General features: G+C 57.5%; 19 protein-coding genes. 10 read left to right on the top strand and 9 right to left on the bottom strand.

Annotated elements, in window-relative coordinates; all coding sequences use genetic code 11:
* Positions 1–3 precede the first annotated feature (3 nt).
* Both GQF00_RS11675 and GQF00_RS11680 read right to left on the bottom strand, forming a co-directional pair.
* A complete protein-coding gene (locus GQF00_RS11675) occupies positions 4–2,451 on the bottom strand; it encodes a LamG domain-containing protein (protein WP_161319346.1) in 2,448 nt (815 codons plus the stop codon).
* Between the two features lie 4 nt (positions 2,452–2,455).
* A complete protein-coding gene (locus GQF00_RS11680; protein WP_237440501.1) occupies positions 2,456–3,643 on the bottom strand; it encodes a hypothetical protein in 1,188 nt (395 codons plus the stop codon).
* A gap of 184 nt (positions 3,644–3,827) precedes the next feature.
* Here GQF00_RS11680 and GQF00_RS11685 point away from each other — a divergent pair, with 184 nt between their 5' ends.
* The 6 genes from GQF00_RS11685 to GQF00_RS11710 are packed head-to-tail and all read left to right on the top strand — an operon-like array spanning position 3,828 to position 9,731.
* Positions 3,828–6,446: a PD40 domain-containing protein gene (locus GQF00_RS11685; RefSeq protein WP_161319348.1), complete on the top strand. Its 2,619-nt coding sequence runs from the start codon at positions 3,828–3,830 to the stop codon at positions 6,444–6,446.
* Positions 6,447–6,470: 24 nt separating this feature from the next.
* Positions 6,471–7,247, top strand: a complete 777-nt coding sequence (locus GQF00_RS11690) for an SH3 domain-containing protein (RefSeq protein WP_161319349.1) — start codon at positions 6,471–6,473, stop codon at positions 7,245–7,247.
* Positions 7,217–7,876 carry an outer membrane beta-barrel domain-containing protein gene (locus GQF00_RS11695; protein ID WP_161319350.1) on the top strand — a complete coding sequence of 220 codons (660 nt, stop codon included), beginning with the start codon at positions 7,217–7,219 and terminating at the stop codon, positions 7,874–7,876. Before GQF00_RS11690 ends, GQF00_RS11695 begins: the two co-directional genes overlap by 31 nt.
* Positions 7,877–7,894: 18 nt before the next feature.
* Positions 7,895–8,395, top strand: a complete 501-nt coding sequence (locus GQF00_RS11700) for a TlpA disulfide reductase family protein (RefSeq protein ID WP_161319351.1) — start codon at positions 7,895–7,897, stop codon at positions 8,393–8,395.
* Positions 8,392–8,610: a DUF4266 domain-containing protein gene (locus GQF00_RS11705; RefSeq protein ID WP_237440502.1), complete on the top strand. Its 219-nt coding sequence runs from the start codon at positions 8,392–8,394 to the stop codon at positions 8,608–8,610. Before GQF00_RS11700 ends, GQF00_RS11705 begins: the two co-directional genes overlap by 4 nt.
* A complete protein-coding gene (locus tag GQF00_RS11710) occupies positions 8,601–9,731 on the top strand; it encodes a DUF3570 domain-containing protein (RefSeq protein WP_370519492.1) in 1,131 nt (376 codons plus the stop codon). The genes GQF00_RS11705 and GQF00_RS11710 overlap by 10 nt, the downstream gene beginning before the upstream one ends.
* 95 nt (positions 9,732–9,826) lie before the next feature.
* Here GQF00_RS11710 and GQF00_RS11715 read toward each other — a convergent pair whose 3' ends face one another.
* Both GQF00_RS11715 and GQF00_RS11720 read right to left on the bottom strand, forming a co-directional pair.
* On the bottom strand, positions 9,827–10,897 hold the full coding sequence (locus tag GQF00_RS11715) for a phospholipase A (RefSeq protein ID WP_161319352.1): 1,071 nt from the start codon (positions 10,895–10,897) through the stop codon (positions 9,827–9,829).
* Between the two features lie 21 nt (positions 10,898–10,918).
* Positions 10,919–11,107, bottom strand: a complete 189-nt coding sequence (locus tag GQF00_RS11720) for a Trm112 family protein (RefSeq protein WP_161319881.1) — start codon at positions 11,105–11,107, stop codon at positions 10,919–10,921.
* Between the two features lie 274 nt (positions 11,108–11,381).
* On the opposite strand from GQF00_RS11720, the gene GQF00_RS11725 reads away from it, so the two are divergent.
* From GQF00_RS11725 to GQF00_RS11735, 3 genes are all read left to right on the top strand, one after another.
* A complete protein-coding gene (locus GQF00_RS11725) occupies positions 11,382–13,178 on the top strand; it encodes an acyl-CoA dehydrogenase C-terminal domain-containing protein (RefSeq protein WP_161319353.1) in 1,797 nt (598 codons plus the stop codon).
* Between the two features lie 232 nt (positions 13,179–13,410).
* Complete coding sequence (locus GQF00_RS11730; protein ID WP_161319354.1) at positions 13,411–13,800, top strand: YbaN family protein; 390 nt, start codon at positions 13,411–13,413, stop codon at positions 13,798–13,800.
* Between the two features lie 126 nt (positions 13,801–13,926).
* The gene (locus GQF00_RS11735; RefSeq protein ID WP_161319355.1) at positions 13,927–15,702 is read left to right on the top strand and encodes an acyl-CoA dehydrogenase C-terminal domain-containing protein; all 1,776 of its coding nucleotides are present in this window, start codon (positions 13,927–13,929) and stop codon (positions 15,700–15,702) included.
* 117 nt (positions 15,703–15,819) lie between these two features.
* Here the strand turns inward: GQF00_RS11735 and GQF00_RS11740 are convergent, their stop codons facing one another.
* On the bottom strand, positions 15,820–16,455 hold the full coding sequence (locus GQF00_RS11740; RefSeq protein WP_161319356.1) for an endonuclease: 636 nt from the start codon (positions 16,453–16,455) through the stop codon (positions 15,820–15,822).
* A 428-nt stretch (positions 16,456–16,883) separates the two neighbouring features.
* The gene (locus GQF00_RS11745; protein ID WP_161319357.1) at positions 16,884–17,588 is read right to left on the bottom strand and encodes a 4'-phosphopantetheinyl transferase; all 705 of its coding nucleotides are present in this window, start codon (positions 17,586–17,588) and stop codon (positions 16,884–16,886) included.
* A gap of 129 nt (positions 17,589–17,717) precedes the next feature.
* Here GQF00_RS11745 and GQF00_RS11750 point away from each other — a divergent pair, with 129 nt between their 5' ends.
* Positions 17,718–18,635, top strand: a complete 918-nt coding sequence (locus GQF00_RS11750; RefSeq protein ID WP_161319358.1) for a DUF808 domain-containing protein — start codon at positions 17,718–17,720, stop codon at positions 18,633–18,635.
* Positions 18,636–18,788: 153 nt separating this feature from the next.
* Here GQF00_RS11750 and GQF00_RS11755 read toward each other — a convergent pair whose 3' ends face one another.
* The 3 genes from GQF00_RS11755 to GQF00_RS11765 form a co-directional block, all read right to left on the bottom strand.
* Positions 18,789–18,992, bottom strand: coding sequence for a hypothetical protein (locus tag GQF00_RS11755; RefSeq protein WP_161319359.1), 204 nt, complete (start codon positions 18,990–18,992; stop codon positions 18,789–18,791).
* Positions 18,993–19,101: 109 nt separating this feature from the next.
* Positions 19,102–19,929: a DUF4105 domain-containing protein gene (locus GQF00_RS11760; protein ID WP_161319360.1), complete on the bottom strand. Its 828-nt coding sequence runs from the start codon at positions 19,927–19,929 to the stop codon at positions 19,102–19,104.
* Positions 19,930–19,938: 9 nt separating this feature from the next.
* Positions 19,939–22,155, bottom strand: a complete 2,217-nt coding sequence (locus GQF00_RS11765; RefSeq protein WP_161319361.1) for a patatin-like phospholipase family protein — start codon at positions 22,153–22,155, stop codon at positions 19,939–19,941.
* Between the last annotated feature and the right edge of the window lie 298 nt (positions 22,156–22,453).

Consider the following 22,453-nt stretch of genomic DNA (forward strand, 5'->3'; position numbering starts at 1 on the left):
CCCTTATTGCACCAGCATGGAAGCGCTGCCCAGCACGGTGGCACAGGCGGCCTTGGTGGCAGTAGCGGTGCGTTCGGCGCAATTGCTACTGCACTGGGTCAGGTTGGTATCAAACAGCAGATGCTCCAGTTCGGCTCCGACTTCCGTGCGCAGCGGCTGACGCGCCTGGCCGTTGCCGATCATGCGTTCAAACAGCGGGTCGATAACCCGATCCCGCCATTGCTGCTCGGTAATGGTGGTCACATCACTGTTGTAATTCATGGACGGGAACAGCGGGGTAATGCTTGAGTCATTGTTGCGCTCCGCTTCCACCAGCGCGTTGCAGTACTCAATCGCCAGCTGGGCAATCCCGATCTGGTGGGCGGTGAGAAAGGCCTCGATGTTTTCTTCGCTGGGTAGCTGTGTACGCAAGCGCAGATAGGTATCCGGAATCTCACCACGGGTTTGGGGCACGCCAGTGAGTTCGCTCATGGTGGCATTGATTTCGGCAAAGTCGCGCAGGCCCACTTCCGGTTGTTGGCCATACTGGTTGGCTGTCAGGGGAAGCGGCGTCGGTTCGGTAAAGGCATTGCTGTGGCTGCCCAGGCGCTCAAAAGTCAGGAAGAATTCGTCGTTATCCTGACCCTGTTCCACCGGTAGCAGGGTGCCCAGTCGGGACAGGTTTTCTCCCTGGCTGCTGTAGCCTTCACCGCCCAGTTCAGTGTCGAGTTGGGCAAAGGACTGGCCCACATCGGGCACTCGACCATTGATGCCGATCCGCATGCCCTGCATGGCGGTGCTGCTTTCCACACTGTCCTGCTGCAGGTTGATGAAGTAGGGGGCGGCGAACAGGTAGCTGTAGTTGTCGAAGCGGGAGACTTCAAATACCACGTAGGCGCCGGGTTGATCGATAAGATGCCCGATGTAGAACGGCAGGAAGAAACGTTCCCCGACACCGGCGGCAAAGTTGGTCAGCACCTGCTGCGCAGTGAGGGCGCGATTGTGAATGGCGGCGAAGCGAATCACCCCTTCCCAGGGATGGTCGTTGGAGGCTTCGTTGCCAAGGATCAGGGCAAAGGTGTCGTCCCAGGTGTTAAGCAGGCCGGGGGTGGCCGGGTCAAGGGCAGGATGCCGTTCGCCGTTGATATACAGGCGGCGGCCATTGACTGGATCGTAGGTGACGGCCACGTGCTGTTGGCTGGCCTGCAAAGGCATGTCGTCCGTGGCCAGAATCGGCTCGCCATTCAGGTCGGTGGATTCGCCGGTGCGCTGATAGACCACGAAGTCGCTGTCGCTTTGTGCCAGCGTCAGGTTGCGGGTATCGGGGCCGGCAGAATAACTGATGATGTGGGCGTTATCCTGGCCGGTGCTCACCGGGGTGATCCAGGCCTCCAGAGTCAGCTCGCCGGTGGCCTGAATCATGTCACTGAGTTTCTTGCTGGCGAGGGTGCTGCCCTGGGCCTTGCCGTTGTTGAGGCGAATGCCCCAGCCGCCTTCCCAACTCACGTCGCCGCTGAACTGCAAATTGATGGCCGGTTCCACCCCGGAGGTGTCATAGGCAACGGTGCCTTCACCGGTCTTGAATTCATAGCGGGCGATCACATTGCTTTCGTAGCGTCCGCCGCCGGCAGCAAGCGTGCCATCGCCCACATTGAGAGCCTTGCTCAATACCAGATCGTCATCCGGGGCAGTGGCGGTGATGCCGTTGGCCATGGCGCGAATGGCATCTTCCATGGTTTGGGCGTCGCTGCCGCAGTCACTCCAGCAGTTGTGGCCGTCTTCGCCCAGACGCTCCACCAGCCGGCTGAGTGCGGGCTGGTTCAGGTCGATCTTGCTCTGGGCGCCGGCATAGGCCTCGTTCACGTCGTCGGCGGCCAGGTAAGGGCTCTGCGGGGTGCTGGCGTCACTCTGATGGCAGTCGGAGCAGTAATCATCCAGCAGCGGGTAGACATGGGTCTGGAACAGGGTCGGATCCGCCGGGAAGTTCTTGCTGTTGCCCGGATCCTTGATGGTGGGCTCGGTGAGTTCCGTGGTGCCGCCACCCAGGCCCAGGCTTTCCCCGGCCCAGGCGCTGATCCAGGTGCTGATCAGATCGGCGCAGACCTGCGCATCGCTTTCCCAGCAGTTATGGCCTCCGGCCACTTTCTGCACCATCGGGGAGGCAGCAGGATTATTCAGGTTGATCAGGGGGTTGGCGGCGGCGTAGGCCGCATTGATATCGCCACTTTGCACGAAGGCGGGCTGTTGGCTGCCATGGCAGGCGCCGCAGCGCTGTTCGCTGACCAGGTTGTTCCAGATGTAGATCTTGAAGGCAGACACGTCGCTGTTGCGCGGTGCCGGCCCCTGATAATTGACCGAGCCGTCCCCGCTGGTGGGGGGCGGATTGTTCTGGGTGCTGGCGCCGCTGCTGCTACCGCCACAGCCGGCCAGCAGGGCCAGACTCAATGTGCTGATGAGAAGTCCGATACGCATTGTCTCAGTCTCCCATGCAGTAGGTGGCCGCATCGGCAAACAGGGTCTTCATGCGGTAGTTGTCGTTTTTGAAAGCGCTGGTCATGGTGGCCAGCTGGCTGGTGTCTGCACTGTCCGCCGGTTTGCGCAGGCACACGGCCTGGAATACTTTTTCGGCCTGGCAGCTGGCAAAGACCTCGCTGTTGGCCAGTTCCTCGCCAAGGCTGGCCGCGCCATTGCCGCTGCCGGCAAGGGTACTGTCCCAGCCCAGGTTGGCATTGGGGCCTTCGCGCCAGTAGTTGTCCCAGCGATCATTCGGTGTGATATAGCCCCAGGGGAAGTTGTTGCTGTTGATCAGGTACTTGCCCTGTACCCGGGTGCCGGTGTCCGGATCGGTGCCGGTGTTGTAGACCATGCGTCCGCCATCGCCTTCCTGGTCGCCTTCCCAGTCATAGTAGGCGAACGCCTGGGCCAGCGGGTCCATGCCGCTGTGGCAGCCCACGCAGCTGTTGCGGAAAATGCGGCTGTCACCGCCGGGACTGCGGCTCACATCCTGGCGAACCCGGTCGGAGGGGCGGGTGGTGTCCTTGACCTGTTCCAGATCCCGGCACATGTGATTCATCAATGTGAAGCGCAGCATGGCCCGGTTGGTTCCGGCATAGAAGAAGGCGTTGGCGGCGGCGCGGGTGGTCAGCACACCGGCTACCGCTTGTGCCGGGGTGCCGTATTGACTGGTCTGGCTCGACGGCTGCAGCACTGCTTTCAGGTTCGCGTGACTGGCTTCCAGATTGCGGTAATGTGCGTTGCTGTCTGCGGCGGCGGCTGGACTGGCATTCCCCACATAGAGCAGATCGGCAAACAGGATGCGGCGAAAATCCACGTCATCGCGGATGGCGCCGATGACCGTGGCGGTGTAGTCGTTGAGATCGGCAAAAACGTCCTGGGCCTCATTGGTCCAGGGGGTGGCAAACTGCTTGAGGGTCACGCTGTAGAAGGCCGGGTGCTCCATGGCCAACTCGGCGGCGGCATGGGCATTATTGATGTCGATCAGCGATGCCATCTCGGTGAGGGTGGCGGCATCGGCGGGCACGCCGGCAAGGCGGTTATGTATCCGCTGTGCCTGATCACGGCTGTTGGCCAGACTGTGCTGGGCGCAGAACAGCATGGATGCTGCTGTCAGCGCTATCCCCCAGATGCGTATCATCGGATCCATCCCCCTTTATTCTGTCTTTATTCAGTCGCCGGATTATTGGCGTTGTTAACCTTTGTTCAACTGAATTCCCGTTACCCACTGCTATTCTCTACGACATTCGGTGGTGGGCACTGTGATTCGGGCCCCAGAAATCTAAGAATATCTTCGCGATACTGTCGGAAATCTAATAATTACGGACGGGCGGGTGAAAATACTAAAAGTATCCATTCGGCTAGCGCTGCTTGGGGCCTTGAGTAGCTGCGGCGGGATGGATGGGGGGAGTCAGGGGGAAGATTCCACAGTGACGGACATTCCTCTGGCCTATGTGGAGCGAACGGCGCCACGCCTCGGCATGGATGATGATGCGCTGGATTCTCTGGAAGATCCGGCGGGCTTTCTGCCGGGGGCTCGGTTGATCGTGCGCGAGGGGGTGTCCAGCCGTTCGGTGGCGCGGGATGTCACGACTCCGGTGTTGGGGCGTGGCCATGATATCCGCGACCTGACGATGAGCTTCGATGGTGGCCGCATGCTGTTTTCCGCTCGTGCCCCGCAAATACCGGATGCAGATGATGACGAGCAACCCACCTGGAATATCTGGGAGTACGAATTTACCAGTGGCGTAGCCAAACGGGTCATTTCCAGTCGCGTGCTGGCGGAGCAGGGCCAGGATCGCTACCCCGCCTACCTGCCGGATGGCCGGATTGTCTTTGCCTCCACGCGCCAGCCGCAGACACGTGCGCGCATGTTGGATGAGGGGCGCCCACAATATTATCCCCTGGAGGAGGGTCGCGATGTGCGCGCCTTTGCCTTGCATGTGATGGAGGCGGATGGCTCCGGGGTGGAACAGATTACCTTCAATGCCAGCCATGATGTGGCGCCACTGGTGATGGCCGATGGGCGCATCCTGTTTCAGCGCTGGGACAACAAGGACAGCGTAAACCGCTTTGATCTCTATCGGGTCAATCCGGATGGCACGGCGGTGGAGCCGCTTTATGGCGCCAATAGCCACGAATGGGTGGGCGATTTGCGCCGCCAGTTCCAGCCGCTGGCCATGGCGGAAGATGGCAGGGTGATCACGGCGCTGCGAACGGTAGAATCCCGCAATCTGGCAATTCAGCCGATACTGGTGGATGTGGGGGCTTTCGTGAATCGGGATGGCCCGCTGGAGGGGGTTAACGGCGGTGCCGCCGAGCAGTCGCTGAGTTTGTCATCCGCTCGCCCCGGGTCGGTTGATGTCGCGGGTTGGCTTGCCGATCTGGCGCCCATGAATGACGCCAGCGGGCGTTTGCTGATGGCATGGTCACCTTGCCGGCTGGATGAAAACGGTACCCTGCGCCCCTGTACGGAGGAGTATCTTTCCCGCGGTTTGCCTGGTGCGCCACCGGCCTACGGCTTGTGGGTGTTTGATCCTGCAGAAGCCGTGCAACGGCCTGTGGTGAAGCCCCGCGATGGTATCTGGATTACCGAACTGGCGGTGGCCACCGCTACCCGGTTGCCTGCTCAGCCACTCCTGCCGGAACGCGAAACGACGCTGGCGGACAGTAATCTGGCCGTGCTGGATATTCGCAGCATTTATGATCTGGATGGCGCTTTCTCAGGGTTCATGGATCCCTTGCCGGCAGGAGGTGAGAGCTTCGCCAATTTTGCCAACCCGGCACGGGTGGCTCCCGAACAGCGCGCAGTGCGTTTCTTGCGTGTGATCAAAGGGGTTCCGATTCCCGGTGATGAGGTTCGCAATATCCCCGCCAGCCAGATAGGGCGAATGCCAGCTTTCGGCATGCGCGAGATTGTGGGGTACGTACCAGTGCAGCCGGACGGATCGGTACGGGTGCGGGTGCCAGCGGATGCGCCACTGGGATTGCAACTGGTGGGTGCGGATGGCCAGTCTGTGTACGGCCGGCATGGAGCATGGATTACCCTGCGGCCGGGTGAGACCCTCCATTGCAAGGGGTGTCACGGGAGCAGTAGTCCGCTTCCCCATGGCCGTCAGCAAGGCATGGCAGCTTCGCTCAATCCGGGCGCGCCACTGACCGGCTCTCCTTTCCCGAATACCCGCAGTGACGTGGTCAGCTTTGCAGATGCCGGAGAAACCATGGCCCAGGCGCTGACCCGACTGTATCCGGAACGGGAACTGCCGATGATGGATATGGTGGCTGAGGATGTGTGGACCGATCCTGCACCGGATCCGGCTACGGAGTTGCAGCTGAGGTATACCGACCTTGAAACCGAGATTCCTGTGGATCCGGTTTGTCTGGCGGATTGGCAGCCGGGTTGCCGCACCATTATCAATTATCCCGACCATATTCAGCCGATCTGGGACCTGCCGCGTAATGCGATGGTAGGCGGAGTGGCCACGGAGGTGACCTGCACGCAATGCCATAACCGTCGTGACGCCAGCAACGCCATTCAGGTGCCCCTGGGCCAGTTGGAGCTTACCGGGGACCCGGCAGTGGATCAGCCTTCCCAGCTGACCAGTTACCGCGAGTTGCTGTTTGATGATAATGAGCAAATTTTGCTGGACGGTGCATTGATAGACCGTTTAGCTATTGCACTCGATGATGAAGGGAATATCGTGTACCAGACGGATGAAGACGGAGTATTGGTGCTGGATATCAACGGTAACCCTGTACCCTTGGTAGAGCCGGTTGAGATATCCGCTCCGGTTCGTGCAGGTCAGGCCCGGAACTCGGGGCGTTTCTTCAGTCTGTTTGCTCCTGGTGGGAGTCATCATGATTGGCTGAGTGATGAAGAGTTGCGGTTACTGGCAGAATGGATTGATCTCGGCGCACAGCAATATAACGACCCGTTTAGGGTGCCGGAGTAAACGGACTTGCCGCATGAATGCTAGATGTTAAAGACGCACGCAGAGTATTTTGAAATCCTGCTCAGGGTATGTTGCCTCGTGGTCTGCGCGGGAATATTTCAGCCAGCCATTGCAGAACAATCGCAGACCACCAGGCCGTTGCAGGTCAAGGTCGAGGCATCATTCCTGGAATTGCATACCGGTCCTGGCCGAGGTTATCCGGTCTTTCATGTGGTTGAGCGCAATGCACCGCTGACCCTGCTGTTTGAGCGAGCGGGCTGGATCAAGGTGGAAACCGTGCGTGGCCGGGTGGGCTGGGTGCCTCGGAAGGCACTACTGGAAACCCGTGATGGCACTGGCGAGCCGCCGGCGCTGGCCTATTCCAGTGAGCAGTGGCAAAACCATCGCTGGCAGGCCTCGTTGCTGGGGGGAAGCTATGATGGTGCCTCTTCGCTGGGCGTGGCGTTGGGTTATCGGTTCACTGAAAACATTACCGCAGAAACACAGTATTTTCTTGCGAGTGGTGACTTTTCGAATAACGATGTTTTCGAGATCAATCTGCAGCATCAGCTTTTTCCTGCCTGGCGCCTGTCTCCCTATGTCATGTTAGGCACAGGACGTGCCACGATCGAGCCAAGAGCCACTCTGGTGCGCCCGGAAAACCGCAAGGAAAACTATGCCCAAGGCGGTCTGGGCCTGAAATATTACCTGGCTCGAGGCTTCCTGTTGCGCACAGAATATCGCAGCTACGTGCTGTTCACTGAAGAAAACCAGAATCGGAATATTGAAGAATGGAAATTCGGTTTCTCTGTATTGTTTTGAGCCTGCTGTTGCCGATACTGGCTGGGGCCGACGAACGGGCAGAACAGGAAGCGGTAGTGCGCGATGCCAGACCGGAATCTGTGCTGGATCCCCGCATCGAACGGCGCCGTATTACCGAAGCGGATATTGATTCAGAAAATTTTGAGGCAGGGATCTACACCGGTCTGATTTCCATTGAGGATTTTGGTACCCAGCCGGTGTTGGGGCTGAGACTGGATTATCATCTCTCCGAAGATGTGTTCTTCGAGGCCATGTTGGGCAGGGCCAAGGCGGATGAAACCAGTTTTGAAAGGCTGAATGCCGGGGTGCAATTGCTCACGGATGATGAGCGAGCCTTTACCTACTACCAGGCAGGGGTCGGTTATAACCTGTTGCCGGGCGAAGCCTTCCTGTCCCGAAACCGTGCGTTCAACAACGCGCTTTTTGTATTGGGTGGCGCCGGAATGACAGAGTTTGCCGGAGATGAACATTTCACCATCAGTCTTGGGGTGGGGTACCGGTTGTTGATCAACGATTTCACCGCTTTTCGGGTAGACATGAAAGACCATCTGTTCAATCTCGATGTGCTGGGCGAGGACAAACTCACACACAACATGGAATTGAGTGCGGGCGTGAGCCTGTTTTTCTGATTTTGGGGGAAGGCCACAATGAAAACAGTATTAGCGGTATTGATCACGATAGCCATGGCGCTCTCTATGTTGGCGGCTCCGGCGCTGGCAGCGGAGGAAGGTAAGCCGGCGCCGGATTTCACTCTCAAGTCACTGGATGGCCGAAATGTAAAGCTCAACGAGCTACGCGGCACGGTGGTGCTGGTGAACTTCTGGGCGTCATGGTGTGGCCCCTGTCGTACGGAAATGCCGTTGCTGAATGACCTTTATCGTGAGTATCGTGATTACGGATTTACCGTGGTGGGCATCAACCTGGATGAAGAGCGCAGTCAGGCCATGAAGCTGCTGGACAAGGTGCCTGTATCGTTCCCGGTGCTGTTCGATCCGGATAACGGAACCAGCGAAACCTATACGGTGGATGCCATGCCCACCACGGTGCTGATTGATCGCAACGGGGTGGTGCGCCACCACCATCGCGGCTACAAGGACGGTTTCATGGACAAGTACGAAGCGCAGATCAAGGCATTGGTGCTGGAATGATGATGCGTATCGCGCTGCTGATTGTGGTCATTCTGCAAACCGGCTGCGCCATCAAGCCCTGGGTGAAACCCTATGAGCGTTCACGACTTGCCGACCCGGTGATGAACGCTGCGGGCCATCCGGTGGCAGAAAATTATATGCATCACGTGCATCAGGCTCGTGAAGCCATGCGCGGAGCAGAGGGCAGTGCGGGTGGAGGTTGCGGGTGCAACTGATACGTAATCCTTTTTTGCTGATGGCTGTGCTACTGCTGGGCGCGGAGGTGCAGGCGGCAGTGCTGCCCGAAGACCGCTTCGATCTGTTGCGCCATGAATATGATGGCGGCGGGATGGAGATTGCCGGGCCGTCAGTGCTGGTGAGGAAGTCCTTTGCCGACAAGGTGGCGGTAAGTGCCAACTACTATGTGGACGAAGTGTCCGCGGCCTCCATCGATGTGGTGACCAGTGCCAGCCCCTATTCGGAAAAGCGCACCGAGAAAAGTGTCGGCGTGGATTACCTGCACGGCAAGTCGATTTACTCCCTGAGCTATGGCGTCAGCAAGGAAAATGATTTCGAGGCGAACTCGGCCCACTTTGACCTGAGCCAGGATTTCTTTGGTGATTTGACTACCTTGCGCCTGGGCTATTCGCTGGGCAAGGATGAAGTGTTCCGTAGCGGAGATAACACCTTTTCCGATGAAGCGGATCGCCAGCATTTTCGCATTGGTCTGTCTCAGGTGCTTACCCGGGATCTGGTGGCCAGCCTGGGCCATGAGTTGATTACCGATGAAGGATATCTGAATAACCCTTACCGCTCCGTACGCTATCTCAATAGTGGTGGCGGCTACAGTTTTCAGCCGGAACGGTATCCGCGAACCCGCACCAGTGAGGCAACGACCCTGGGGTTATCGTATTACCTGCCGTGGCGGGCCGGGTTGCATGGTGAGTATCGGGTTTATAGTGATTCCTGGGGCATTGATGCCAATAGCTGGCAACTGAAACTGATACAGCCGCTGGGTCAACGCTGGACCCTGGAAAGCCGTTACCGTCGTTATGAGCAGGGCCAGGCAGATTTTTATTCCGACTTGTTTCCCTTCAGGGATGCCAGCAACTTTCTGGCCCGGGACAAGGAACTGAGCGATTTCGAATCCACGGTGATCGGGCTGGGGATAGGTTTTCAGTTCAACAAGGAGAACTGGGAAACTTTTGATCGCGCTGGCTTGCACCTGTGGGTGGATCGTTTCCAGTTCGACTACAACAACTTCCGGGATATCCGTGTGCAAACCACGCCGGGCACTGAGCCGCTATACAGTTTTGATGCCACTGTGACGCGGTTGCTGTTTACGCTGTGGTATTGATGCAATAGCGGACGACGAGTCTCGAGTAGCGAAAACCCGAAAGTGCCCTCCTGCTTTTGGCTGGATCGGGTTTTGCTCTTGGCTACTCGAAACGCTTACAACGAATCCGTCAACAAGATTCCCAGGCTGAACCGGTTTTCGTAATCGTCGTAATTGATCAACGAATCCCCGTAACCACTGAATACTTGCACCAGTCCCTTGAAGCGCTTTGACAGCGGGAATGAATAATTCAAGCGTCCGGCCCCCTTGTTGTCGCTGCGCAGATTGTTGCGCACCATGATTTCCAGTACGTGATTGCCGAATGGGCGGGCGACTTCCAGTTCGAAATGCCCCAGGTATTTTTCAATATCCGGGTTGTCATCGCCCTGAGTATCCAGGGGATCGTCCTTGCTGCTTTCCGGAAGGCGGTACCAGGGCTTGAGTGACCAGTAGTAATCCCCGGTCTTGGCCACATAAGTCATGAAGATACGGTTCCAGCTCCGTGATACCGGAACGTCCTGTCCGTTGGATTCATGGACAAAGCCCAGTGCCAGCAGCTCGGAATCCACTGGGCCGATTTGCCAGTTAACCGGCTTGGTGATGAAGATTTCCGGCTCGTAATTCACCTCGCGAAACGGTGCCGACTCGTCCTTGTTGTAAGCCTGCCAGTAGAAGGTGCCGGTGAAAGCCATCCAGAGGGTGACATCATCTATGATGTTTTCCTTGATGGGGGCTTTCAGTGAAAGTTGAAATTTGACTTCAGTGGGATCCAGCGAACTATCGTCCTTGTCTGGATCGTTCCATTTGCGATTGGACCAGTAGCTGTAGGGCATCAGGTAATTACGCCGGTGAGGAGTAATCACGAAGGGATTGCCCTGGGAGGTGTTTTCCAGGGCCAGTCTCGCCCGCAAGGCATCTTCATGGAGACTGCGTTGCTTTTCCGGTTCACCGTTAGTGCACCAGCCCCGAAGTTCCCTGGCCGTGACATTGGGGTCGGCGGTCTGGGCACTTCGCAGCAGGCAGTCATTGAGTTTCTGCTTTTCGCTCATCTGACTGGGGGAGGTGTTTTCCGAAGGCACTTCAGCCTGTCTGTCGGGATCGTTTGCGCTCCCTTCGACTCCGCTGTTTTCTGCGGCAAATAATGTGCTGCTGAGAAGCGTCAGGGAAAAGGCGATGGCCTTGTGCATGGGGATTCCTTGTTCGACAACTTAGAGCTTGCTGATCTCGGCGTCAGTCATTGTGCGTGCCTGTTCTTCCAGCATCACGGGAATGCCGTCGCGAACCGGGTAGGCCAGACCGCTGGCCTTGCACTTCAATTCACCTTGTTTCTCGTCGTAGATCAGCGGGGCCTTGCTCACCGGGCAGACCAGAATATCGAGCAGGTTGGGATCGAGCATATTCATGATTCCTTCATCAGTTGGACAGGAGTATAGCAGCGATGGCGGAGTAATCGGTGGTGCGATATACGCCTTGTTTATTTTTGCGATATTTTAATAAGTCACTGTAAAACTTGGCTTTTATATTGCAAACGGCAGTTTCAAACGCTTGTTTGACTTGTGGGTCACAAATAGCACTGGAGACTCGCTGGAACGCTGACCTAAGATTACCCTCCCAATGACCGGCGAGCTCGTGGCCCGCCGCATTTTCACTCTTTGATTAGGGAGATTTGAGATGCCGGATTACAAGGCTCCCCTGCGCGACATGCGCTTTGTACTGAACGAAGTCCTGGACCTGGACGGCCACTACGCAAGCCTCGGTCTGGAAGACATCAACAGTGAACTGCTGAACGCCTTTCTGGAAGAGGGTGCCAAGTTCTCAGAAAACGAACTGGCTCCCCTGAACCGTTCCGGTGATGAGGAAGGCTGTGGTTTTGACAATGGTGTTGTTACCACCCCGAAAGGCTTCAAAGAAGCCTACGCCAAGTACGTGGAAGGCGGCTGGCCGGCCATGGGCGGCGATCCGGAGTTTGGTGGTCAGGGCCTGCCGGGCTCTGCGGGTATCGCCATCTCCGAAATGACCGGTACCGCCAACTGGTCCTGGAGCATGTATCCGGGTCTGTCTCATGGTGCAGTCGCCACCATCGAAGAGCACGGCACCGACGAGCAGAAGCAGTCCTACCTGCCCAAGCTGACCAGCGGTGAGTGGACCGGCACCATGTGTTTGACCGAGCCGCACTGTGGTTCCGACCTGGGTATTCTCAAGTCCAAGGCCGAGCCGAACGCCGATGGCTCCTACAGCATTACCGGTACCAAGATTTTCATCTCTGCCGGTGAGCACGATATGGCCGAGAATATCGTCCACATCGTTCTGGCCCGTCTGCCGGGCGCGCCTGCAGGCACCAAGGGTATCTCCCTGTTCATCGTGCCGAAGTTCCTCACCGACGGTAATGGCGGTGTGGGCGAGCGCAATGCCGTTGCCTGTGGTTCCATTGAACACAAGATGGGCATCAAGGCATCTGCAACCTGCGTAATGAATTTTGACGGTGCCAAAGGTTACCTGATCGGCCCGGAGAACAAGGGCCTGAACTGCATGTTCACGTTCATGAACTTTGCCCGTCTGGGTACCGCTATCCAGGGTGTGGCTCACGCCGAGCTGGGCTTTCAGGGTGGGCTGACCTACGCCAAAGATCGTCTGGCCATGCGCAGCCTGTCTGGCCCGAAAAACCCGGAAGGTCCGGCGGATCCGATTATCGTTCACCCGGACGTGCGTCGCATGCTGCTCACCTCCAAGGCGTTCGCCGAAGGTGGTCGTGCGCTGGTTTACCTGTGTGCCCAGCTGGGTGACAAGGTGAAGCTGGAGAAGGATGACGCGGCCCGCAAGGAAGCCGATGATCTGATGGCTCTGCTGACGCCCATCGCCAAGGCATTCGTGACCGAAGCGGGTCTGGAAGCCGCCAACCACGGCGTGCAGATCTACGGTGGCCACGGCTTCATCCGTGAGTGGGGCATGGAGCAGAACGTGCGTGATGCGCGTATCTCTACCCTGTATGAAGGTACTACCGGCATTCAAGCGCTGGACCTGTTGGGTCGTAAAGTGATGATGACTCAGGGTCAGGCCCTGCGTAACTTCACCAAGATCGTTCACAAGTTCTGCGAGTCGAATGCAGACAATGCTGACCTGAAGGAACTCCTGGAGCCGCTGGCGGCTTACAACAAGGAATGGGGTGAGCTGACCCAGGCCATCGGTATGCAGGCCATGCAGAACCCGGATTATGTTGGCGCTGCTTCCGTGGATTACCTGATGTACTCCGGTTACGTGACCCTGGCGTATCTGTGGGCGCGCATGGCGGCTGTGGCTCATGCCAAGCTGGAAGCGGGTGCGGGTGACGAGGACTTCTACAAGGCCAAGATCAGCACTGCCAAGTTCTACTTCAAGCGTATCCTGCCGCGCGTTGCCGGCCACAAGGGTGCCATTGAAGGCGGCCTGGACTGCATGATGGAACTGGATGCCGAACACTTCGCATTCTGATCCTGCGGCTCAAGCCCAATAAAAAAACCCGCCTTTATGGCGGGTTTTTTTATTGGGCGACGGGCCCAGGGCAGTAAACCGGGAGGGGGCGCTTGCGCCACCCTGATTTACGACGAAAGGCACACATCCCGGGTCTGTAATGCCTTTGCCTGAGTCCGCAAGCCGTCGCATACTGAATCCTCGTAATGAGCAGGTGGTCCCGTTCAGGGCGGGATCCCGAAGGATCAGGGTAATGGTACGGACACTGTGCTGGCGTTTTCTGGCGATATGTTTTGTCACCCTTGGGATGATCGGTGTGGTGGTACCGGGCTTGCCCACGGTGCCCTTTCTGCTGGTGGCCGCCTGGGCCGGAACCCGCGGCTGGCCTGCGCTGGAGCAGTGGCTGCTGGAACATCCCCGCTACGGTGAGCCGATTCTGCAATGGCGCCAGAATGGCGCTGTATCCCGCCGGGCCAAGTGTGCGGCCTCCACCATGATGCTGATCAGCATCATGATTATCTCGTTCTCCAATGCCTATATTGCCGTCAAGATTGTCGTGCCCTTGATGCTGTGTGTGACACTCTTGTGGTTGTGGAATCGACCCGAGCCCGTGAAAGAGGGCTCGGACAGTCACAAGGCGTGACTTTTCGGTCAGCCCCGGAATCCCCGTATGGCGTGCCGTCATGAACGGTGAGTCACAAATAAGCCTGTAATGACGGGCTCCGGCTGCCTAAAATTTGCGCCCTGCCAATTTTCGGGAGAAGTGCAAATGGCGATCTATAAAGCGCCCCTCGAGGACATGCGTTTTGTTCTCAACGATGTGTTCAAAGCGGACGAGCAGTGGGCCACCATGCCTGCTACCGCCGAGGTAACCCGCGACCTGTCCGACGCCATTCTGGAAGAAGCGGGCAAGATGACTGAAGGTCTGCTGTTCCCCCTCAACCGTGAAGGTGACGAACAGGGCTGTCGCTGGAACGACGGCGATGTGACCACGCCGGAGGGCTTCAAGGAAGCCTTCAAGACCTTCGCCGAGAATGGCTGGACTGCCTTCTCCGGTAACCCGGAGTTCGGAGGCCAGGGCATGCCCAAGTCCCTCGCGGTGCTGTTCGAGGAAATGATGCACAGTGCCAACTCTTCATTTGCGCTGTATCCCGCGCTGACCAGTGGTGCCTGTCTGGCCATCGATGCCCACGCCTCCGAGGCGCTGAAGAGCCAGTATCTGCCCAAGCTCTACAGCGGTGAGTGGAGCGGCACCATGTGCCTGACCGAGCCCCATTCCGGGACCGATCTGGGCATTGGCCGCACCAAGGCAGAGCCCAACGATGACGGTTCTTTCAGCATCACCGGCACCAAGATTTTCATCACTGGCGGTGAGCACGACCTGACCAGCAACCACATTCACCTGGTGCTCGCCAAGCTGCCGGATGCGCCTGCAGGCTCCAAGGGCATTTCCCTGTTCCTGGTGCCCAAGTTCCTGCCCGATGCTGACAACAACCCGGGTGAGCGTAACGGTGCTACCTGTGGCTCCATTGAGCACAAGATGGGCATCAAGGGTTCCGCTACCTGCGTGATGAACTTTGACGGCGCCAAGGGCTGGATCATCGGCGAACCGAATCAGGGCCTCGCATGCATGTTCACCATGATGAATTACGAGCGTCTGTCCATTGGTCTGCAGGGCCTGGGTCTGGGTGAAGTGAGCTACCAGAGTGCAGTGGACTATGCCCGCGAGCGCTTGCAGGGTCGCAGCGCCACCGGAGCCAAGAACCCCAGTGGCCCGGCTGACCCGATTATCGTACACGGCGATGTGCGTCGCATGCTGATGAACATGCGTGCCATCAACGAAGGTGGCCGTGCCCTGGCTGCCTACGTGGGCATGCAACTGGATGCCGCCAAGTTCAGCGACGATGCAGACATCAAGAAGAAAGCGGAAGATCGTGTCGCACTGTTGACCCCGATTGCCAAGGCCTTCTTCACCGATCGCGGTCTGGAAACCACCATCACTGGCCAGCAGGTCTTCGGTGGTCATGGTTATATCCGCGAGTGGGGGATGGAGCAGTTCGTTCGTGACTGCCGAATTTCCCAGATCTATGAAGGCACCAACGGTATCCAGGCGCTTGACCTGGCTGGCCGTAAAGTGGCCCGTAATGGCGGCAAGTCTGTCGATGCGTTCCTGGCCGATGCCAATGCCTGGCTGGAAGCCAATGCTGGCAACAGCCAGCTGGCTGACGTGCTGGAGCCGGTACAAGTTGCGCTGGCCCTGCTCAAGGACGCGACGGGTGAACTGCTGACGCAGGCTGGTAACAACCCCGACGCAATCAGCGCGGGCGCGGTGGAGTACCTGGATATCTTCGGCTACGCCATCTATGCCTGGCTTTGGGCACAGATGCTGGCCGCCACCGATGGCCGTGATGACGACTTTGCCAAGGCCAAGCGTGTTACTGGCAAGTACTACGTCCAGCGTATCCTGCCCAAGGCCGAGGCCCTGTTTGCCCAGCTGAAAGCCGGTGCTGGCACCATGATGGAGCTGGACGCCGATCTGTTCTGATTGAGCGCGACGTCACGTCGCAAGCTCCATGCAGCAAGCAAAAAAAACCGCACCCTGGGTGCGGTTTTTTTATTGCCGTTTCGCGTGTTGCGTGAAGCGCGCGACGTTCCTCCCAATTTAGGGGAACTGCATGTTCAGAGGTGATGAGCCCTTCAGTGACTCTGCCTTGGCAGGATTATCAATAAACGGATTGCGGTTGCCCTGTAACTTCTCAATATCGTCATTACGCCGTTTCTCTCCCTCGTCCACAGGGTCTTCCTTGTTCCAGCGCTGATACATTTCCAGGGTGCCAATCAGTGGGAGCTGGTAGCGGTCATGCAGGTAGAGCATGGCTCGGGCAACGTCACCCTTGGCATGCAGTGGCGGTTCAAAGACCTGGAATGACTGTCGGTAACCACATTCTGTATCAGTGGTGATGTTGTCGGGCAAATCTCCAAACAGGGTGCGGCGCCGATCAAGTTCCGTCTTCCGGGTGACCGGGAAACGGCCATGAAGATCTTGTGAGATGGTGGTGTAGTCTGCGTTGGCAGTGCAAAAACGACTGCTGCGACAGCCAAAGTGCTTGGCTAAACGGCGTTCGTCATAAATGTTATCCACGGATAGGCGATCGCCGGCCCGGAACGCTTCCTGACAATAAAGGGTAGTACCGCCATCCGGATAAAGCTGTTCAAGAAAGCGCTCATCCTGCCCATCAGCAAAACTGGTGCCGACCAGCAGAAAGGTTGCCGCAAGCACCAGTGAAATATTGTTCATAATGTGATCCCTGTCACGTTCTCGTCCCCATCTTAGCCCCCAAGGCTTAGGTGACAGATATCTATAATGTATACCCAGGGGATAGGTGGTGCCAATCAATGGATAAGTGGTTGTCTGACAATGGGAAAGCATTTCGGGGAATCCAAATTAATGCATTGGCAGTCAGTTAATGCACCATGGGGAATGCGCGGTAAGCAATACGTGAAAATGGATGCCTTCTTTCATCAATTTCAGAGAGTGAGGGGCGCAAAGGCTTGAGGGAGATGAAAATAAGGAGGGTCTCCCAATGTGTCCCTCCATTTGCATGGTTAAGAGGCAGAAATTCACAGCGCCAAGGGGGAAAGACCGCCAAAATACCCCTATAAAGTCCGATATTGCTCGTATCCTGGCTGGTGGCGAAGTCAAATCGTTAATGCAGGCCCTTTACGTTAGCTATTTCTGGGTAAGGCGATCCAGCTGAGTACGCTGTGTTGCCTTTCGCGCCAGCGGAAGGGTATCTGTGTGCCCTTGGGCCACTCCGGTGACAAGGTGCGGAGCAAGGTCAGGCTGTTGGGTTGGCGGCGCACGGCATCGTGGAAGTAGAAGCGCTTCCCTGTCAGCGGGTAGAGGGCTTTGAACAGACTTTCCTTGGCTGAAAAAATCAGGGTCAGACGATTCGCCCTTTGCAGCGGACTCATTCCGGCTAGCGTCTTCAGCTCCTCTTCCGTCAGTAATTCTCTCTCCAGCCTGGCTGCTCGCTCCGGGCTTACCCATTGCTCCGTGTCCAGCCCAACGGTCAACCAATGGCGCGCATCCCCCACCATGACTTCCGCAATGCCGTGACTGTGGGTGATGCTGCCCAGGGTGCCGACGGGCCAGACCGGAGAGCGGTCGGAATGGAATCCGGGCACCCCGTCGCTACCTATCTGGCGGAGTGCTTCCCGGCCACACCAGCGCCCTGCCAGGTACTCAGCTTTGCGCTTGTTGACAGCCGTTTGCAGCGAGGGAGGGAGAGTGATGTCTGCCTCCTGAAAGTGACGGCTTTCAAGACGTTCGGGAAAGTAGTGGCAGCTTACCCGGATCAGGCCCGGGGACAGTTCTTCACGGTTAAACTGGGTCAGGCACGCTGGGCGCTGAGAGGAAGAGGCGGGCATGGGCAGCGACAAGTCATGAATGTATGAACAGACTATAGCAAAGGATGGCAGTGTCGAGTGCAAGCGGTGCACTGCCGTGGTCTTGAGGTTACACTGCAGCCCGCAATGGCCGTAGGTAAGGAGACAAATATGGCGGGAACCAGCCTGCTGGCACTGATTGATGATATCGCAACCTTGCTGGATGACGTGTCTGTCATGACCAAGGTGGCGGCCAAGAAAACTGCCGGGGTGCTTGGTGATGATCTGGCGCTTAATGCAGAACAGGTGTCTGGTGTAAAAGCTGACAGGGAGCTGCCGGTAGTGTGGGCGGTCGCCAAGGGGTCGGCCATCAACAAACTGATTCTGGTGCCGGCCGCCTTGCTGATCAGTGCATTTATGCCCTGGTTGATTACGCCCTTGCTGATGATTGGCGGCGCGTTCCTGTGTTATGAAGGCTGCGAAAAACTGGCCCATAAGTTTTTTCACAAGGAAGAAGCTCACGCCACACACCAGGAAACCCTCAAGGCAATTGCCGATCCCGGCGTGGATCTGGTGGCCTTCGAGAAAGAGAAGGTCAAGGGTGCCATTCGAACCGACTTCATTCTTTCCGCAGAGATTATCGTGATTTCACTGGGGGCGGTGCAGTCTGCCACCTTTGGCGTGCAGGTCGCAGCCATCTGCGCCATTGCCGTGCTGATGACCATCGGTGTGTATGGTCTGGTGGCGGGTATCGTGAAGCTGGATGATGCGGGCCTCTACCTCGCCAGGACCCATCCGCAGGCGCCCGCTGCCGGGCTGCGCATTGCCCTTGGCAAGGGCATTCTTGCCATGGCCCCCTGGCTGATGAAGACGCTGTCTGTGGTGGGCACCCTGGCCATGTTCCTGGTGGGCGGCGGCATTCTGGTTCATGGCATTCCCGGTTCCCATGACTGGGTGCATCACTTGCAGGAAATGGCGGGTGCTGCATCGATTGTCGTACCTTTGCTGGTCAACCTTATCGGGGGGGTATTGGCCGGTGCGTTGGTGCTGGGCGTGGTGAGCATCATTGGTAAATTGCGAGAGAGATGATGCTCTCGTGATCCTTTTGGGGTCATGACCACATCTGAAATATTGTCATGGCAGAGATCAGCCTGCTTCGGAGTGGGCGTTCTTTTCCCGGGAGGGTATAGGTTTCTGCACTGGATACCCCTTTCCGGATGTCACCTGCGCCAAGCGGTGGCGCTATTCATCGCTCTGGTTTTCCGGGTAAAGCCCCGATGTTTTTAACAACTTGATCGCACGGATTTTTTGTCCATCCTGCAGGGCAGCTTCAATGGCCGCCGCCTGTTCACCTTGCCCTTCCTCTCGAAGTTTGCGCAAAGCATTTTGCCAATCGGGTACCAGGGTTTTGTGTCCATCCATGAGCGAACTCTCCGGGTTATTCATTGTCGGCCTGCCAACGTGATGTGGGCAGGGGGGGTAAGCCCCACCCCCTGATAAGGCGTGAGAATACTGCTCAGTTTCCGGTTGTGGCGGAATTGCCATACACGGGCTTCTACAGTGAAGGCGCGCTGCGAATTTTTTGCGAGTAGTTGTCCGTGTCAGGGGCAATATCCGGATTTACCCTTGCCTGCGCCTGAATCTGTTCCAGGCTTTCGCCTTGCCCAATCAGGCCGTGCTCGTAGAGAACTTCATGGGAATAGCCAGGAAGCAGTAGCCGGTAGTCGAGCCAGTCATGAAGCTCCGTATAGCGACCGGATTCGGCCAGCAACCCGGTGAGGCAATTGTCTGTCAGGGTGTTGTAGAAATCTGGAGTCCTGGAGAGGATGTCGGCCCGGCGCAGGAAGTTGAGTAACAGCGCCTGTCCCTGCAGTGCAGAGCCATTGATTGGATAAAGGAATACGGGTTCCTGTGCGGAAAATGCTCGCGAACCGATCACGTCTTGCTCTGTGCCAAGGACCACCATCTTGGTGTAGTTTCGAAAAGCGCCCGCCAGGGGGTTGTACCTGTTTTGCTCCTTGCGCAGTCGTGCCTCAATGGAAACGGCCAGAAAAGTACCGTCAGAAAATTCAAAGCTTGCAAACGCATGGGCAAGGCCATCGCCGCCAAAGTGGGAGAGGCCGAACCAGAGGCCTTTGAGTTTCGACAACGTATAGGTGCGGTTCAGGTAGCGGGCTTGCACAACCTGGCCATCCGAATCAAAACGAAAATCCCTGATGCCGTTAATGTGCAGGGTGTCGCCATGAAGGGTGACCTCGGGCGTGACGGCATATTTCTCTTTCCAGTCTGCGTCCTGGACGGGAACACGGCTGTGAAACCAGATGCCATAACCCAAAAGTAACGCCACAGAAAGTATCAGTGCCCAGCTTTTTTTCTGCATCATGACCTGGCCTTACCGAAATACATAACCGAAATAAATATTGAAGGCATAGAGGTCTCCTTCGGTGCGGCCAATAGATACATAGCCGGGGCCGAGCGGTGTCCGGGTGCCAAGAAACAGGCTGCCGCTGGACAGCAGGGAATCGGTATCCACATCATCCCGGTCAATCCAGACATTGCCCAGTTCGTAGGATGCGCCGGCATAGATTTGAACCGAGGCAGGCAGGATCAGATTAGGTCGTAGTGGCTTGGAGACCACCACGCGGCCAAGGGCGCTGTGATTACCCCAGATGCTGTTGGGTGGCAGCCCGGAAAGGGAAAGAAAGCCACCGAGCGGTTCAATGGCTTCGGCGCCTGGCTCGGTGTTGGATATTGCCGCTTTTGCTTCAGCAACAATAGAAATGTCGGCGACCGTGGTGGCGATGCCAATGTCGAAGAGGTTGCGGTGGTAATCCACATCGGCGCCGAATTCAGTATTGTGCTCCTGATATTCGTATTGTCCCCGTATGCCTCGTGAGGGAAAGGCCAGGTCATCGTAGGTGTCCCAGCTGAGCCGGGAAAACAGGTAACGATCATGATAGGTGTCGCGCTCAATCAGAAAGCCAACCTTGGGGTCAACTTCCCCGCGGAGTGCCCTGGCACCCACCCTGACCTCGCCGCGCTGCCGAAAAATTGCGGCCCCGGTATCCAGACCGCCGAAGGTCTCGGCGCGGCGCAGGGTCACTGCGGCCGGCTCGGTAATATCGTTGCCAAAATACAGATCGATGTCATCGGAGCGGTAGCCTGCTACGGGCTCGACAAAGAAAATCAAACGATGGTCAATGGGTTGAAAGAAGCGTGCTTCCAGTAGCGGGCGAGATCCCAGATTGGCAAAAACGGCCGCCGTTCCGCCATAGCGGTTGAGGCCAGCCACACGCAGGGAGCCGAATATGCCGAAGGTTGCATCGCCGCGCATATCATCGGAGAACTGTAGCCCAAGCTGGGCAAAGGTGTTGCTGGTATGGCGTTCCTTGGCCTGAACATGCAGGCGGGTTTTACCGTCCACATTCTCCAGCTGGTAACGGATGCTGTCGTGATAATCGAGCGCATAGATATGGGAAATATCGTCGCGAATGCGCGCCCGATCCAGGGGCTCGCCTGTGCGTTGGTTAATCATGGCCGCAATGACACGGTCGCTGACCACGCCACTGTTGCTGATTTGAATCTCATCGATGATCGGGCTGGTCTCGACCGCGATGGGGGACACGTGATGTTGGTCGGACTGCGCACTATCTGCGATAGCGGTGTTGGCAGGAGGTGGGCCAAGCACAGCCATGGCCGCGGCATAGCCGGCATCAATGGCCTGTTGTGCCTGGGTGAAGCCGCTGCTTGAAATGCCGTCCAGATCCGGTTTGATGACAATGTCCTGTTCATCAAGCTGGGCAAGGCTCTGGTCACTGTTGTTGCGAACCATCAATGCGGTGAGCTGGGCCAGCACCTGACCGAAGGAGTTGATATCTTCCTTGGTCCAGCGGGGGCTGCCGACATCGACGACGATCAGTCTGTCCAGCTGCTGATCATCCAGCGCAGTAATGGGGATATTGTTGGCGATACCGCCGTCGACCAGCAGCCGATCGTCAATGACGATGGGTTCCAGCAGCCCGGGTATGGACATGCTGGCTCTTACTGCGCTGCTCAATCGGCCCTGTTTGAGAATGACCTGTTCTCCGGTAACCAGGTCTGCCGCAACGGCACGGTAGGGAACGGCAAGGTGATCAAAGTCCTGAACGTCACGGGCCGGGGCAAAAATTTCGTCCAGGATCAAGGTCAGGTGCTGGCCCTGCAGGGCCGCGCGGGGTAACGCGATACCATCGCGGTTAATTCTGAGCCGGTAATCCACCGGCGCTCCCGCATCCAGCTGGCGGTAGGCAAACAGGGAATGGGAACGAGGTGAGGTGTCGGAGAACGCCTCTCTCCAGTCCATCTCCACGGCAATTTGCTCGATTTCATCAACCGAGTATCCGGTGGCATAGAGGCCACCCACGATGGAGCCCATGCTGGTGCCGGCTACCGCATCAACGGTGATGTTGTGTTCCTTGAGTGCCTTGAGAACGCCGATATGGGCGAGCCCTCTGGCACCGCCACCGGAAAGCACCAGCCCCGTCCGTTGTTCCGCAGAGGCGGTGTTGGCCATTAACCCACACCAGAGTGCCAGTGCCCCCGCAGCCCGGCACACCCATTTATTGTTCACGGTATCGGATTCCCTTCAGTTGATCCGTCCAGAGTGCCTTCATCATAGCGGGAGGAGAGGGGGGATGCGATGTCTGCGCCTCTCGTGGGCAATGCCGGCATAACCAGGCCGATGCCGGCGCTTGTCTGCTTCATTTGAGACGGAGCGCTGCTTGCGCAGAAATTTCTCTTGAGCGGCAGTTACAGCAGAAAAATCTCACGTTACCCGGTATGAGCGAATGATCTCATTGCATCCTGTGGGATGACCACGCCAGATCCCGGTGGGTGTGAACATGATAGTTTCGAGCATCTGGATTACT

This window comes from Alcanivorax sp. DP30 (assembly GCF_009882945.1).
Taxonomy (GTDB): domain Bacteria; phylum Pseudomonadota; class Gammaproteobacteria; order Pseudomonadales; family Alcanivoracaceae; genus Alcanivorax.